Origin of the sequence: Nonomuraea sp. NPDC049480, assembly GCF_044465905.1 — a bacterium.
In the GTDB taxonomy this organism is placed as follows: Bacteria; Actinomycetota; Actinomycetes; order Streptosporangiales; family Streptosporangiaceae; genus Nonomuraea.
In genome coordinates this window covers 95,100-108,768 of sequence record NZ_JBITMD010000025.1, presented here as the reverse complement: position 1 = coordinate 108,768, position 13,669 = coordinate 95,100, and the positions used below count along the sequence as shown (strand labels likewise).

The 13,669-nt window shown below is 70.3% G+C and carries 14 protein-coding genes and 1 tRNA gene; 12 read left to right on the top strand and 3 right to left on the bottom strand.

The genetic code is table 11. From position 1 onward, the window contains the following. The first annotated feature begins 81 nt into the window (after positions 1–81). The 9 genes from ACIBX3_RS47165 (at position 82) to ACIBX3_RS47125 (ending at position 5,472) form a co-directional block, all read left to right on the top strand. A tRNA-Met gene (locus ACIBX3_RS47165) sits at positions 82–155 on the top strand. 71 nt (positions 156–226) lie between these two features. Next, positions 227–391, top strand: a complete 165-nt coding sequence (rpmG, locus tag ACIBX3_RS47160) for a 50S ribosomal protein L33 (RefSeq protein ID WP_101786011.1) — start codon at positions 227–229, stop codon at positions 389–391. Positions 392–568: 177 nt separating this feature from the next. Continuing rightward, on the top strand, positions 569–1,018 hold the full coding sequence (locus ACIBX3_RS47155) for a MaoC family dehydratase N-terminal domain-containing protein (RefSeq protein WP_397127228.1): 450 nt from the start codon (positions 569–571) through the stop codon (positions 1,016–1,018). Then, positions 1,018–1,446 (top strand): MaoC family dehydratase, encoded by a 429-nt coding sequence (locus tag ACIBX3_RS47150; protein ID WP_397127227.1) that lies wholly within the window; start codon positions 1,018–1,020, stop codon positions 1,444–1,446. The genes ACIBX3_RS47155 and ACIBX3_RS47150 overlap by 1 nt, the downstream gene beginning before the upstream one ends. A gap of 100 nt (positions 1,447–1,546) precedes the next feature. Continuing rightward, positions 1,547–2,560 (top strand): hypothetical protein, encoded by a 1,014-nt coding sequence (locus ACIBX3_RS47145; protein ID WP_397127226.1) that lies wholly within the window; start codon positions 1,547–1,549, stop codon positions 2,558–2,560. A gap of 11 nt (positions 2,561–2,571) precedes the next feature. Beyond that, positions 2,572–3,609 carry a UDP-N-acetylmuramate dehydrogenase gene (locus tag ACIBX3_RS47140; protein WP_397127225.1) on the top strand — a complete coding sequence of 346 codons (1,038 nt, stop codon included), beginning with the start codon at positions 2,572–2,574 and terminating at the stop codon, positions 3,607–3,609. Further along, positions 3,524–4,261, top strand: a complete 738-nt coding sequence (locus tag ACIBX3_RS47135) for a substrate-binding domain-containing protein (RefSeq protein ID WP_397127224.1) — start codon at positions 3,524–3,526, stop codon at positions 4,259–4,261. The genes ACIBX3_RS47140 and ACIBX3_RS47135 overlap by 86 nt, the downstream gene beginning before the upstream one ends. Positions 4,262–4,498: 237 nt before the next feature. Then, the gene (locus tag ACIBX3_RS47130) at positions 4,499–5,068 is read left to right on the top strand and encodes a TMEM165/GDT1 family protein (RefSeq protein ID WP_397127222.1); all 570 of its coding nucleotides are present in this window, start codon (positions 4,499–4,501) and stop codon (positions 5,066–5,068) included. A 47-nt stretch (positions 5,069–5,115) separates the two neighbouring features. Further along, positions 5,116–5,472 (top strand): arsenate reductase family protein, encoded by a 357-nt coding sequence (locus ACIBX3_RS47125; protein WP_397127221.1) that lies wholly within the window; start codon positions 5,116–5,118, stop codon positions 5,470–5,472. Positions 5,473–5,476: 4 nt separating this feature from the next. Here ACIBX3_RS47125 and ACIBX3_RS47120 read toward each other — a convergent pair whose 3' ends face one another. Continuing rightward, on the bottom strand, positions 5,477–8,332 hold the full coding sequence (locus tag ACIBX3_RS47120; protein WP_397127220.1) for an ATP-binding protein: 2,856 nt from the start codon (positions 8,330–8,332) through the stop codon (positions 5,477–5,479). A gap of 122 nt (positions 8,333–8,454) precedes the next feature. Next, positions 8,455–8,601, bottom strand: coding sequence for a hypothetical protein (locus tag ACIBX3_RS47115; protein WP_397127219.1), 147 nt, complete (start codon positions 8,599–8,601; stop codon positions 8,455–8,457). 209 nt (positions 8,602–8,810) lie between these two features. On the opposite strand from ACIBX3_RS47115, the gene deoC reads away from it, so the two are divergent. From deoC to ACIBX3_RS47100, 3 genes are all read left to right on the top strand, one after another. Continuing rightward, entirely contained in the window at positions 8,811–9,740 is a 930-nt protein-coding gene (gene deoC / locus ACIBX3_RS47110) for a deoxyribose-phosphate aldolase (protein ID WP_397127218.1), read from the top strand. Between the two features lie 2 nt (positions 9,741–9,742). Then, positions 9,743–11,194 (top strand): aldehyde dehydrogenase family protein, encoded by a 1,452-nt coding sequence (locus ACIBX3_RS47105; protein WP_397127299.1) that lies wholly within the window; start codon positions 9,743–9,745, stop codon positions 11,192–11,194. 179 nt (positions 11,195–11,373) lie between these two features. Then, positions 11,374–12,231 (top strand): aldehyde dehydrogenase family protein, encoded by an 858-nt coding sequence (locus tag ACIBX3_RS47100; RefSeq protein WP_397127217.1) that lies wholly within the window; start codon positions 11,374–11,376, stop codon positions 12,229–12,231. Between the two features lie 72 nt (positions 12,232–12,303). On the opposite strand, the gene ACIBX3_RS47095 is transcribed toward ACIBX3_RS47100, so the two are convergent. Beyond that, on the bottom strand, positions 12,304–13,614 hold the full coding sequence (locus ACIBX3_RS47095) for an FAD-binding oxidoreductase (protein WP_397127216.1): 1,311 nt from the start codon (positions 13,612–13,614) through the stop codon (positions 12,304–12,306). Between the last annotated feature and the right edge of the window lie 55 nt (positions 13,615–13,669).

The following is a 13,669-nucleotide window of genomic DNA, read 5'->3' as shown; positions in this document are numbered from 1 at the left end:
GACCTTGCCCGATCAGGTGCGTTACGAATCTGCTCCCTGGGTCGGGTATCCTCTACGGGGCTGGGTCCGTACCGGCCCAAAGGCGGAGTAGCTCAGTCAGGCAGAGCAAACGGCTCATAATCGTTGTGTCGCCGGTTCAAGTCCGGCCTCCGCTACTGCCCAATCCCAGGTCGACCGACCTGGGCATGGGCGTGTCCATGTCCCGAACGTAGAAAGGCACTCCCAAGTGGCTGCCACCGACGTTAGGCCGAAGATCACGCTGGCCTGCCAGGAGTGCAAGCACCGCAACTACATCACGCGGAAGAACCGGCGCAATGACCCGGATCGGCTTGAGCTGAAGAAGTACTGCCCCAACTGCCGCACGCATCGCGCGCACCGCGAGACCCGATAGCGCTCTGGGCAACTTCTCCATCCTGCATATCGCACAACCGGCGTCCTCGACTGGGCGCCGGTTCGTCGTGTCCGGCCCCTCGTAAAAACCCGGCCATCACCGGCGACAGCCGAACCTTGTTCTGTTACCGTCTGCGTCAGCAGCGCTCGGACGAAGGACATTTGCGAGGGAGCACTGATGGCCTTGAACCGTGACTTCGTGGGCAGGAACTACCCGCCCAGCGCCCCCTACGAGGTCAGCCGGGTGAAGATCAGAGAGTTCGCGGCCGCGATCGGCGACAGCAACCCGGTCTACCGCGACAAGGAGGCCGCCCAGGCCGCCGGATACCCCGACGTGATCGCGCCGCCGACGTTCCCCATCGTGTTCAGTCTGCAGAGCGGCGGCGAGGCGCTGGTCGATCCCGACCTGGGGCTGAACTTCGCCATGGTGGTCCACGGCGAGCAGCGTTTCGAGTACGTACGCCCCATCCACGCCGGCGACCAGCTGGTCACCACTGCCACCATCACCGACATCCGGACCGCCGGGCGCAACGAGCTGCTGACCGTGCGCAGCGAGGTCGCCACCGTCGAGGGCGAGCCGGTCTGCGTCACCTACAACACGATCGTCGAGCGCGGAGGGGCCGGCTGATGGGCGCCACGGTGAAGTACGACGACGTCGAGGTCGGGCAGGAGATCCCGGCCGTCGACTACAACGTGCGCAGGCTCAACCTGGTGATGTACGCCGGGGCCTCCGGGGACTTCAACCAGATCCACTGGAACGAGCGGTTCGCCAAGATGGTCGGCCTGCCCGACGTGATCGCGCACGGCATGTACACGATGGCGCAGGCCGGGCGGTTCGTCACCGACTGGGCGGGGGATCCCGGGGCCGTGGTGGACTTCGGGGTGCGGTTCTCGTCCATGGTGGTCGTGCCCGATGACGATCAGGGGGCGACGATCTCGGTGATGGGGGTCGTGGAGGAGAAACTCGAGGACAAGCGGGTGGTCATCGGGCTGACGGCCAGATCGGGCGAGGCCAGGGTGCTGTCCAAGGCGCGGGCGGTCGTCCAGCTGGCCTGACGGGTCATGATATGTCGGGCGGCTCTCGGGTACCCGTGTGCCTATGAGCGAAGCTGCGCGACAGGCATGGCCAACGGTCCGGTCGATTCCCGTGTCCGCGGTGACCGACGCCAAGTCTCCGGGCCGGCTGCGGCCGGCCCGGCTGGAGCAGGTGGCGGGCGGCTCCGGGACCGGACGTGACACGGCGGGCGGCGCCGCGGCCGGTGAGGCGGGCCGGGCCCGCAGGGACGGCGTGGCGACCGGCGTGGGAACGGCGGGGGCCAAGCCGTCCGGCACGCACGCGCGCCCCAATCCCGCCGCCGAGCTGGGTTTCTCCGGCGACCCGGGCCAGCGCGGCGATCCGGGCTCCGACATGCTGCACGCCCAGCGCGCGTGGGACGCCACTTTGGCCACGAACCGCCTCGACGACCTCGGTGTCAACATCGAGCGGCAACGCGTGGAGATCAGGGACGTCACGGCCGCCGTGGGGCTGCTCGTGGACGGCTGGCCCGCGGACGTCCGCGCGTGCGTGCAGTCGGTGATGGACCACACAGGAGCGAACGTGCTCGCGCTCGATCTGGGCGACATCGACGGCGTCGGCGACGTGCTGGACCGGCTGGCGGAGCAGTACCCGGACCGGATCGCCGTCTGGCACGTGATCGAGCGGCCGCACTGGCGTGGGGGCACGGCGACCTGGGGTGAGAGCCGGGCCAAGCTGCTGCGCCTGGACGAGTCGGACGTGCACGTGCTGATGGAGACTTCCGTCATGTTGCGCGGCGACGCGCTGACGCCGTTGGTCGCCGCCGTCGCGGAAGGGGCGGTGGCGGCCGGGTGGCGGGGCGCGGAGCCGTCCGGCGGAGGCGTCCACGAGGCGGGTCCCGGGCGGGTGCGGGCGCTGACCGGTGAACTCATGGCGGTACGCAGGTCGGCGGCGCTCGGCGCGCTGCCCGAGGACGCCCACTACGGCCGCAACGCCGACCTGGAGCTGTCGCTCGGTCTGCGTGGCGAGCTGGTCGTGCCTCCTGGACCGCTGCCGGTGGAGCGGCTGGGCGCCCATGACGTTCCCGCCGACTACCTGGAGCGGGAGTCGCGGCGCAACTATGACGGTGTGCGGCGCATCCTGGGTGCCTCCTAAGCTAGATGCCCATGGAGATGCTCGCCCCGTATACCACGCTGCGCTTGGGCGGTCCCGCCCGCGAATTCGCCGAGGCGACCACGGCGGAGCAGCTCGTGTCGCTGATCGCCGAGGCCGACAAGAAAGCGGTGCCCACGCTGGTGCTCGGCGGGGGCAGCAACGTCGTGGTGGCCGATGAGGGATTCGACGGGCTCGTCGTCAAGGTGGCGACCTCGGGCGTCGCCGTCTCGCGCGATGGCGAGCAGGCGGTGGTCACGGTCGAGGCGGGCGAGGACTGGGATCCGCTGGTGGCCCGGGCGGTGGCGGAGGGCTGGTCGGGCATCGAGTGCATGTCCGGCGTTCCGGGTCAGGTGGGGTCTACGCCCATCCAGAACGTCGGGGCGTACGGGCAGGAGGTCTCCCAGACCATCAGGTGCGTGCGGGCCTACGACCGGCTTACCCGGCATGTGGTCGATCTGGAGGCACGGCAGTGCGGGTTCTCCTACCGGAACAGCGCGTTCAAGCGTGATCTGGCGCGGTATGTGGTGCTGGCGGTGACGTACGCGCTAGATATTTCCGACATGTCAGGACCCGTGGCGTACCAGGAACTGGCCGGAAGGCTCGGAGCCGAGCTCGGCGGCCGGGTGCCCCTGGCGCAGGCCCGTGAGGCCGTCCTGGGGCTGCGGCGCGGCAAGGGCATGGTGCTCGACCCGGACGATCCCGACACCCGCAGCGCCGGCTCGTTCTTCACCAACCCGGTGCTCACGGCGGAGGAGGCGGCGGAGCTGGCGACCCGCGCGCCCGATCATCCGCGCTGGGAGACGCCCGACGGGTCGCTCAAGGTGCCGGCCGCGTGGCTGATCGAGCAGGCGGGCTTCCCGAAGGGATACGAGCGCGGACCCGTGCGCATCTCCACCAAGCACACCCTCGCCCTGACCAACCCCACCGGCACCGCCGCGACCGCCGACCTGCTGACGCTGGCGCGTGAGGTGCGGGACGGGGTGCGCGAGAAGTTCGGCGTCACGCTCGTCAACGAGCCGGTCCTGGTCGGCTGCGCCCTGGACGACTAGTCGTGCGCGGCCGGCGTCCGCTGAACCGGTCATTCGCAGCGCGGCGGCGCACCTGCTGCCGGCCGCGCTGATCCGCTTCGGCCGCCGCCATCCGAAGATGACCGTCGACGTGCGCGTCGTGCCCGACCTCGGCAGGGGGATCGCCGGGGAGGTGCTCGACGGCCGCGCCGACGTCGGCATGGTCACCCTGCCCGTCCGGCTGCCCGGGCTGGTGACCAGGGAGCTTTTCACCGAGCCGTACGTGTTGGTGCATCCGGCGGGCCACCCCGACCCCCGGGCACTGCCGATGATCGCCTGGCACGAGAACTGCTCCACGCAGACGCGGCGCCGGCTGGCCGCTCAGGACTGGATCCCGCCCGGGGACATGACGGTCCAGGACGATAGCGTGGTGCTCTCGATGATCGGGCACGGGCTGGGCGCGGCGATCGTCCCCCGCCTGACGGTGGCCGGCGCGGGCGGCAAGGTGGCCTTTGCCGACCTGGGAGCGGATGCGCCGATGCGGCGCGTGGGCAGCGTGACGACACCCGAGACGGCCGCCTCCGCGGTCGTGCGCGACCTGATCGCCGACCTGGCCTCGGTCAGGCCTTCCTTCTCAGGTTCGGGCTCGCGGGGCGATTCACCCATGAAGGCTCGCGGGGCGATTCACCCATGAAGTACGTGGAATAGGCGCCCGGTCCGGGCTGTTATGGTGGCTTGGAATACCCGAAGGGGAGTAGTCCCAATCGTGTGATCGACATACTGGCGCGACATCGCGCCCGGTCACATGGGCCTTCACGGGCGGACGAGACCTTCGGCCTGGTAGTGATGTCGACAAGACGCTGCCGGGCCGAAGCCGTGCCCGAAACTCCCCGGGTTCCTGCTTCCGGCCCGGCTGCGCGGAAGAGGACCGTTGGAAGCGTTCTGGATCAGCCTCGCCGTCATCTTCGTGGCCGAGCTCGGCGACAAGAGTCAGCTGATGGCGATGACGTTCGCGACCCGTTTCAAGATCTGGCCCGTGCTCCTGGGCATCACGATCGCCACGACCGTCGTGCACCTGGTGAGCGTGGCGCTCGGCGGTCTCATCGGGGACGCGTTGCCGATGACGGCGATCTCGGTGGTGGCCGGGCTGGCGTTTCTCGGGTTCGCCCTGTGGACGCTGCGCGGCGACGAGCTGAGCGAGGAGGAGTCGCGCAAGGCCCAGCGCGTCACCAGGAGCGCCCTGATCGCGGTGACCGTGGCGTTCTTCCTGAGCGAGCTGGGCGACAAGACGATGCTGGCCACCATCACCCTGGCCACGCAGCACGGCTGGGTCGGCACCTGGATCGGATCGACGGTCGGCATGGTGGCGGCGGACGCCCTGGCCATCCTCGTGGGGCGGCTGCTGGGCAGGCACCTGCCGGAGAAGGTCATCCGGTACGGTGCCGCCGCGGCGTTCGCGATCTTCGGCGTGGTGTTGCTCGCGGAAGCGATCTATCGGTGATAGCGATCTGTCGGTGATGACGCCGGATCGTTGGTCACCATGGAGTCATGGAAATCTGGATCAACCCTCGCTGCTCCAAGTGCCGGTCGGCACTCTCGATCCTGGACGCCGAGTCCGCCCAGTACACCGTGCGCCGTTACCTCGACGATCCGCCGACCGAGGACGAGCTCCGCGAGGTCCTGGGGCGGCTGGGCCTGGAGCCGTGGGACATCACCAGGACGGACGAGAACGTGGCCAAGGAACTGGGCATGGACACCTGGCCTCGCGACCGAGCCGCTCGGGAGCGCTGGATCGCCGCTCTGGCCGAGCACCCGATCCTCATCCAGCGCCCGATCATCACCGCGGACGACGGGTCCGCGGTGATGGGGCGCACCGAGGAGGCGGTGCGCTCCGTGCTGCCCTGAAGGACTACGAGATCAAGGAGAGACGGTGGGCGGCGGCGGCCGCCTCGCCGCGGGTCGTGACGCCGAGCTTGGCCAGGATGTTGGACACGTGCACGCTGACCGTCTTGGCGGAGATGAACAGCTCGGTGGCGATGTCCCGGTTGGTCCTGCCCAGCGTGACCAGGCGGAGGACCTCCACCTCGCGGGGCGTCAGCAGTTCCGACGTCTCCTGCGCCTGCTGGGCGCCGCCGCCCACGCGCCGCGACAGCGTCTCGATCTCCTCGATCAGCGGGGTGGCCCGCAGTTCCTGGGCGAGCGGCAGGGCCGCCTTCAGCCGGGTCGCCGCCCCCTCGCGGTCGCCGCTCCGCGCCGCCGCCATGGCGGCCCGCAGGAGGGCCTTGGCCTGGTTGTGCGGGCGCTTGAGCCGCTCCCAGCCGGCTGCCGCGGCGTCGAAGTCGCCGATGTAGAACAGGCGGTACGCCTCCACGACCGGCCCGATGACCGACAGCTCGGACGCCACCTCGGCGGCGTGCGCGCGTACCGCGGCGGCGCGCTCCGGCTCGGTGGCCTCGGCGGCGTCGCAGACACCGCGGAGCAGGGCCAGCAGCCGCCAGCCCAGCATGGCCTTGCTCGACTGCCGTGGACGCGCGAGCACGCGCTCGGCCACCGCCAGGGCGTCGCCGGGCTCGCCCCTGAGCAGGTGCCAGCCGATGCGCAGGCGCGCGTTGCTGGTGATGTCCTGGACCCAGTCCTCCGCGCGGTCCTTCAGCACCCCGATCTCGGACAGGATGCTCTCGACCAGCTGCAGCTCGCCCCTCGCCAGCGCGATGTCGGCGCGGACGCGCAGCAGGGCGTATCTGGTCTTCAGGTGGGGGCCGTGGTTGAGCGCGGTGTCGACGATCTCGATGGCCGCGTCCCAGCGGCCGAGCGATTCCAGCGCCTCGGCCCAGTTGTTCATGATGAACAGGCCGCTGCCGCGGAGCCTGCCGTATTTCTTGGCGATCTCCCAGCCCTGCTCGGACAGGCGCTCGGCCTCTTCCGAACGGCCTATGTCGATCAGCGCGTCGATGTTGTTGCCGATGGCCCGAGTCATGATGCGCCCGGAGCCCTCCTGCCGGCCGATCTCCAGCGCCTGCTCGTTCACCATGATCGTGGATTCGAGCTCGCCGCTGAGGGAGTGGCCGAGCGCCAGGTTCAGCAGCAGGTCGGCCTCCAGGCACCGGTCGCCGTGCTCCCTGGCCAGTCTCAGCCCCTCGGCGATGATCTCGCCGGCCTCCTCGATCTCGCCGCGCAGCATGAGGTGGCGGCTCAGCGGGGTGAGGACCTCGGCCCGGTCGAGGCTGTCCTCGGGGACGAGCCGGAGGGCGTGCCTGAGGTCATCGGTGACGTTCGTATGGCCCTTGGACGTCTTGAACCCGGCTCGCCGCACGATCAGTTGCGCGACGCGTCCCGGCTCCCTGGTTTCGTCCAGCTCAGACAGGGCGGCCTTGACGAACTTCATGCCCTTGTCGACCTCGCCGCCGGCGTTCGCGGCCTCGGCCGCCCGCTCGAGCACGCCGGTGTGGTCGGCGCCGATGCGCTCGGCGGCGTCGGGCACCCGGTCCCAGAGCATGAGCACGCGTTCGAGCAGCGGCACGGCCTCGGTGTAGGCGAACGCCTTGAACGACTTCCGCGCCGCCTCCCACGCGGATATCAGCGCCCACAGGTCGTTGCGGGCCCCGTACCAGTGGTGCGCCAGCTCGACGGGGGCGCGGCCCATCGGGACGAGCTTGCGGTCCTTGGAGATCTCCTCGGCGTACCTGGCGTGCAGGCGCTGGTGCTCGCCGGGCAGCAGTTCCTCGTGCACGGCCTCGCGGATGAGGGAGTGCCGGAAGACGTACGCGCGGTTGTCGGCGACCTGCAGGACGTTTCCCGCGATGGCCGGGCGTAACGCGGTCTCCAGCTCGACGTCGGACAGGCCGCTCACGGCGGCCAGCAGCGCGTGGCCGACTCGGATGCCGCCGGCCGCGGCCATGCGCAGCACCCGCTGGGTCTCTTCGGGCAGCCGCTCGACGGAGTTCAGGATGAGGTCCTGCATGGATTCGGGGAACGCGCAATCGACGCCGGACTCCAGGATGGCCTCGACGAACAGCGGGATGCCCTCGCTGCGCTCGTAGACTTTCGCGGCGCTGCCGTATTCGGGGACCCTGCCGAGGATCCCGGTCATCTGCTGGGCCACCTCGTCGCGCGACAGGCGGGGCAGGTCGAGCCGGTGCACACCGTTGACCCTGCCCAGCTCGGCCAGCACGGGCCGGAGCGGGTGCTGCCGGTGCAGGTCGTCGGAGCGGTACGTCATGACGATCAGCACCTGCGGGATGTGCAGGTTGCGGCTGAGGAAGGCGATGAGGTCGCGGCTGGACCGGTCGGCCCAGTGGATGTCCTCGATGACGAGGACAGTGGGGCGGCTGTCGGACAGTCGCTCCAGCAGGGTGAGGAACTGCTCGAAGAGCCGGGCGCGGCCGGTGTCGGTCTCGCCGTCGCCGCTGGGCTCGCCGAACTCGGGCAGCAGCCGGGCCAGATCGCGCTCGGCGCCCTCAGGGAGGAGCGCGGTGACCGCGGCCGGGCCCTGCTCCCTGACGAGCTGCCGCAGTGCCGCGGTGAAAGGCGCGTACGCCAGGCCCTCGGTGGACAGCTCGACGCACGCGCCCAACAGCACATGAGCGCCGTCGGCGGCGCATCGTTCGGTGAAGCGCTGCACGAGCCTGGTCTTGCCGACGCCGGCCTCGCCCCCGAGCAGGACGGCTGTCACTTTGCCTTTTCGCGCCTCGTCGAAGCTTTCCGAGAGGGCCGCCAGCTCCTCTTCCCGCCCGACGAAGACGGGACTGACATAACGTCCCCGCATGTCATCCAGCATGTCATGCCTCATTGATTGCTTTCGACGCATTTAGCGGCTATTTGGCGGGCTCTATGGGGGCATGGAGGCCCGGCCACGAGGGAGGTAGTGGCCGGGCTCTCGTGGGGCGCTCATGAGGAACGGCGCTTGCCGAAGATCGAGCGGCGCTCGGACTTGTTGCCCTTCTCCGCCTCGCGTACGCGCCGGTGGTCGGCCGCGGCCTTGCGCAGCTCGCTCGCGTTGTTCTTCATGAGTTCGTATTCGATCTCGGGATGCATCGCATGTCTCCTGATATTTCGTGCGTCTTCCTGACACCTTTAAGACTCCTCCTAAGGCCCCGTACGCCACATCGGATGGATGCCTTATCTCTGGGCGCCGGTAAGGCCCGGCATACCTAGGACCTGCGGCGCGAGCGCTCTAGGACCCCCTAGGGCGGTCCGGTTTGGAGGACATGGCCCTGGTCGGCGATGCTGTGATGGTGTCAACTATGACGACTTCGCTCGCGGAGGTCGCCGCCTCAGGCGCGACACTGCGGGCATTCCTGCACGGCCTGCCCGGTGTCGACCGGGTCGGCGCGGACCAGCGGGCGGCGACGCTCGGCACCCGATCGATCAAGACCACCGCCAAGGCCAAGGCCATCGACCTGGCCATTTCCATGGTCGACCTGACCACGCTGGAGGGCGCCGACACGGCCGGCAAGGTGCGCGCGATGTGCACCAAGGCCGTGCGCCCCGGCGGCGACGCACCGAGGGTGGCGGCCGTCTGCGTCTATCCCGACCTGGTCGCCGTGGCCGCCGAGGCGCTGCGCGGATCGGGGGTGAAGGTGGCCTCGGTGGCGACCGCGTTCCCGAGCGGGCGCTCGTCGCTGGAGGTCAAGGTGAGCGACACCGCGCTGGCCGTCGCCGCGGGCGCCGACGAGATCGACATGGTGATCGACCGCGGAGCGTTCCTGTCCGGCGACTACCTGAAGGTCTTCGAGGAGATCGTCGCGGTCAAGGCCGCGTGCGGCGCGGCGCACCTGAAGGTGATCCTGGAGACCGGCGAGCTGGCGACCTACGACAACGTGCGGCGGGCGTCGTGGCTGGCGATGCTGGCGGGCGCCGACTTCATCAAGACCTCGACGGGCAAGGTGTCCCCGGCCGCGACGCTGCCGGTGACGCTCATCATGCTGGAGGCGGTACGGGACTTCCGCGACGCGACGGGACGGCAGGTGGGGGTCAAGCCGGCCGGCGGCATCCGTACGACCAAAGACGCGATCAAGAACCTGGTGCTGGTCAACGAGACCGCCGGGGACGACTGGCTGACGCCCGAGTGGTTCAGGCTCGGCGCGTCCTCGCTGGTCAACGACCTGCTGATGCAGCGGCAGAAGCTGGCCACCGGACGGTACGCCGGCCCCGACTACTTCACCCTGGACTGATGATGGCGATCTTCGAGTACGCACCCGCGCCCGAGTCACGCGACGTCGTCGACATCAAGCCGTCGTACGGGCTGTTCATCAACGGCGAGTTCACAGACGGCTCCGGTCCCTCCTTCAAGACGATCAACCCGGCGACCGAGGAGCCCCTGGCCGAGATCGCCGCTGCCACGTCCGACGACGTGGACCGGGCCGTGCAGGCCGCGCGCAAGGCGTTCGGGGTCTGGAGCGCGCTGCCCGGCGCCGAGCGGGCGAAATACCTGTTCAGGATCGCGCGCATCATCCAGGAGCGGGCCCGCGAGCTGGCCGTGCTGGAGTCGCTGGACAACGGCAAGCCCATCCGCGAGTCGCGCGACGTGGACCTGCCGCTGGTCGCGGCGCACTTCTTCTACTACGCGGGATGGGCGGACAAACTGGCCTATGCCGGGTTCGGCCGGAGGACGACCAATGGGCAGGGCGGTGCCAAGGCGCTGGGCGTGGCCGGGCAGGTCATCCCGTGGAACTTCCCGCTGCTCATGCTGGCCTGGAAGATCGCGCCCGCGCTGGCCTGCGGCAACACGGTGGTGCTCAAGCCGGCCGAGACGACGCCGCTGACCGCGCTGCTGTTCGCCGACATCTGCCGGCAGGCCGACCTGCCGCCGGGCGTGGTCAACATCGTGACCGGCGCGGGCGAGACCGGCGCGGCCGTGGTCGCGCACCCCGACGTGAACAAGGTGGCCTTCACCGGCTCCACCGAGGTCGGCCGGATCATCGCGCGCTCGGTGGCGGGCACCGACAAGAAGCTGACGCTGGAGCTGGGCGGCAAGGCCGCGAACATCGTGTTCGAGGACGCCGCCATCGACCAGGCCGTCGAGGGCATCGTCAACGGGATCTTCTTCAACCAGGGCCACGTCTGCTGCGCGGGCTCGCGGCTGCTGGTGCAGGAGTCCATCCGCGACGAGCTGCTGGAGGCGCTCAAGCGCCGGATGGGCACGCTGCGCGTGGGCGACCCGCTGGACAAGAACACCGACGTCGGCGCGATCAACTCCGCCGACCAGCTCGCCAAGATCCGGGAGCTGTCGGAGATCGGCGAGTCGGAGGGGGCCGAGCGCTGGTCACCGGCGTGTGAGCTGCCCGAGCGCGGGTTCTGGTTCCCGCCGACGCTCTTCACCGGCGTCGCGCAGTCGCACACGATCGCCAGGGACGAGATCTTCGGCCCGGTGCTGTCCGTGCTGACCTTCCGCACCCCGGCCGAGGCCGTCGAGAAGGCCAACAACACCCCGTACGGGCTGTCGGCCGGGATCTGGACGGAGAAGGGCTCGCGCATCCTGTGGATGGCCGACAAGCTCCGGGCCGGCGTGGTCTGGGCCAATACGTTCAACAAGTTCGACCCCGCCTCACCCTTCGGCGGCTACAAGGAGTCCGGGTACGGCCGCGAGGGCGGGTTGCTCGGGTTGGAGGCCTACCTTGACGTGTGAACACCGCCGCCCGCGACGGAGCAAACGGCGGGCGCAGGCCACCCGCGGCCATGCCTTCGCCCGGGCCGGGCGTCCCGTACGCACCGGCTGGTTCGCCCACCGCTGCGGCGTGAGCCGGTGCGGCCAGGTCTTCGTGCCGGTCCAGATGTCGCAGGAGTCCACGTGGAGAGGTCGGGGCGATGAGTAGGTTGTCCGTCAGAAAGACCTACAAGCTGTACATCGGAGGGGCGTTCCCGCGCTCTGAGAGTGGGAGGTCCTACCCCGTGACCTCGCCGAAGGGCGAATTCCTCGCCAATGCCTCGCAGGCCTCGCGCAAGGACGCCCGCGACGCCGTGGTGGCCGCGCGCAAGACGTTCCCCGGCTGGTCGGGGGCCACCCCGTACAACCGGGGGCAGATCCTCTACCGGGTCGCCGAGATGCTGGAGGGGCGGCGCGCGCAGTTCGCCGAGGAACTCGCCCCGGCTGGACAGGGCGGCAAGAAGGCGGCGCTGGAGGCCGTGGACGCCGCGGTGGACCGGCTGGTCTGGTACGCGGGCTGGTCCGACAAGATCGCCTCGGTGCACGGGGCGGCCAACCCCGTCGCGGGTCCGTACTTCAACCTGTCCTCACCCGAGCCGACCGGCGTGGTCGCGATCGTCGCGCCCGCCGATCCGCTGCTCGGGCTGGTGTCGGTGGTCGCGCCGGTGATCGCCACCGGCAACACCTGCGTCGTCGTGGCCTCCGAGCCGGCGCCGCTGGCCGCGATCACCCTGGCCGAGGTGCTGGCCACCTCCGACCTGCCCGGCGGCGTCGTCAACGTGCTGACCGGGCGGCAGGCCGAGATCGCGCCCTGGCTGGCGGCGCACATGGACGTCAACGGGCTCGACCTGACCGGCGTCGCCGACGCCGACCTGGCGCTGACGTGCGAGCAGGCGGCGGCGGAGAACCTCAAGCGGGTCCTGCGCCCCGCCCAGGAGGACTGGGCGGCCGATCCGGGGATCGGGCGGATGACGCGGTTCCTGGAGACCAAGACCGTCTGGCATCCGGTCGGCATCTGAACGCGCGCCCGAGGCTTCAGCCGGCCGGCAGGCCTCGGGCGCGCAGATCGGACATGTGTCCTGACTATCCGATCACTGCGCGGGAGGGATGTTGTGGTTCAGGCGGAACGTGTTCCGCGGGTCCCACTCGGCCTTGAGCCGCCTCAGGCGTTCGTAGTCCTCCGGTTCGTACGCCTTGCGCACCTGATCTGGTGCGGCGTTGTCGCCGTACAGGAAGTTGAGCACCTGCCCACCCGTCGCCCACGGCTGCAGCGCACGCGCGACGCGGTCGTGAGCCGGGCGTAGAGCGCTGGTGTCCGTGCCCGGGGCCAGACCGGGCGACAAGGCGGCGGCGAAGTAGGCCGCGTCCCGGTTGCCGACCGAGTTGGGGTGGCCCTGCTGCTTGGCCAGCGCGCCGCCGAGGTGGCGAACCTCGACCACGAGGTCGCGGGCGTCGAGCAGGCCGTCCGGAGAGGGGGGCTCGCGGAGGAGCGTGTGCGTGGCGAAGTACCCGGCCGGGCCGGTGGGGTCGTTGTGGATCGAGTCCGAGGCCGTGTACGGCAGCTCGCCGACCGCGTCCACCAGCCGTGGGCCGGCCGCGCGCAGGGGGCGCAGCAGTTCCTCGCCCTCCTCGGCGCCGCCCGTGTACGCGACGCGGACGTGGGCCACGCGCCGGCCGCGGAACGGCGGCGGGGCCTGCGGGACGTCGGGGAACGGGATGATCGCGATCGACGAGGTCATCTCGTCGGGCAGCGAGCCCGTCCAGTCCAGCCACGTCCGCAGGACGGCTTCGAGGTGGTCGGTGTCGTACCAGAGTGCTCCGCCGTACAGCGTGGTGACCGGGACGAGGCCGATCTCCATGGCCGTCACGACGCCGAAGTTGCCGCGCCCGCCGGCCAGGGCCCAGAAGAGGTCGTCGTCCGGAGTGACGTGGCGCGACTCGCCGTCGGCGGTCACCACGTCGACGGCGCGGACCTGGTCGGCCGCGTACCCGTAGCGCCTGGCCATGAGGCCGATGCCGCCGCCCAGCGTGTAGGAGACGGCGCCGACGTTCGGGGACGAGCCGGACAGCGGGGCCAGCCCGTGGCGGGCGGCCTCCTCGATGACCCGCTCCCACTTCGCGCCGGCCTCGACGTGGGCCGTGGCGGTGACCGGGTCGACGCGGACGCCGTTCATCCGGCCGGTGGTGATCAGGAGTCCGCCGGTGGCCGCGACGGGGAGGCCGTGGCCGGTGGCCTGCACGGCGACGGGCAGGTCCGCGGCCGCGGCGCGGGCCACGGCCTGCCGGACGTCGTCGGGGTCGGTGGCGGGGACGATCAGGTCGGGCTCATGCGTGACCAGGAGCTGGAAGCCGCTCCGCTCCGCGTCGTACGCGGCATCGTTCCGCTCGATTATGGATTTCATGGGTTTTGTCCCTTTTTTGACGTCTCCTTACCAGGATGATGAGACGAAACCCAGA

Bases quoted from the DNA above. Each gene is read 5' to 3' on its own strand.
- ACIBX3_RS47155 (WP_397127228.1), top strand. From the start codon at position 569: ATGGCCTTGAACCGTGACTTCGTGGGCAGGAACTACCCGCCCAGCGCC.
- ACIBX3_RS47150 (WP_397127227.1), top strand. From the start codon at position 1,018: ATGGGCGCCACGGTGAAGTACGACGACGTCGAGGTCGGGCAGGAGATC.
- ACIBX3_RS47140 (WP_397127225.1), top strand. From the start codon at position 2,572: ATGGAGATGCTCGCCCCGTATACCACGCTGCGCTTGGGCGGTCCCGCC.
- ACIBX3_RS47125 (WP_397127221.1), top strand. From the start codon at position 5,116: ATGGAAATCTGGATCAACCCTCGCTGCTCCAAGTGCCGGTCGGCACTC.
- ACIBX3_RS47120 (WP_397127220.1), bottom strand. From the start codon at position 8,332: ATGCGGGGACGTTATGTCAGTCCCGTCTTCGTCGGGCGGGAAGAGGAG.
- ACIBX3_RS47115 (WP_397127219.1), bottom strand. From the start codon at position 8,601: ATGCATCCCGAGATCGAATACGAACTCATGAAGAACAACGCGAGCGAG.
- deoC (WP_397127218.1), top strand. From the start codon at position 8,811: ATGACGACTTCGCTCGCGGAGGTCGCCGCCTCAGGCGCGACACTGCGG.
- ACIBX3_RS47105 (WP_397127299.1), top strand. From the start codon at position 9,743: ATGGCGATCTTCGAGTACGCACCCGCGCCCGAGTCACGCGACGTCGTC.
- ACIBX3_RS47100 (WP_397127217.1), top strand. From the start codon at position 11,374: ATGAGTAGGTTGTCCGTCAGAAAGACCTACAAGCTGTACATCGGAGGG.
- ACIBX3_RS47095 (WP_397127216.1), bottom strand. From the start codon at position 13,614: ATGAAATCCATAATCGAGCGGAACGATGCCGCGTACGACGCGGAGCGG.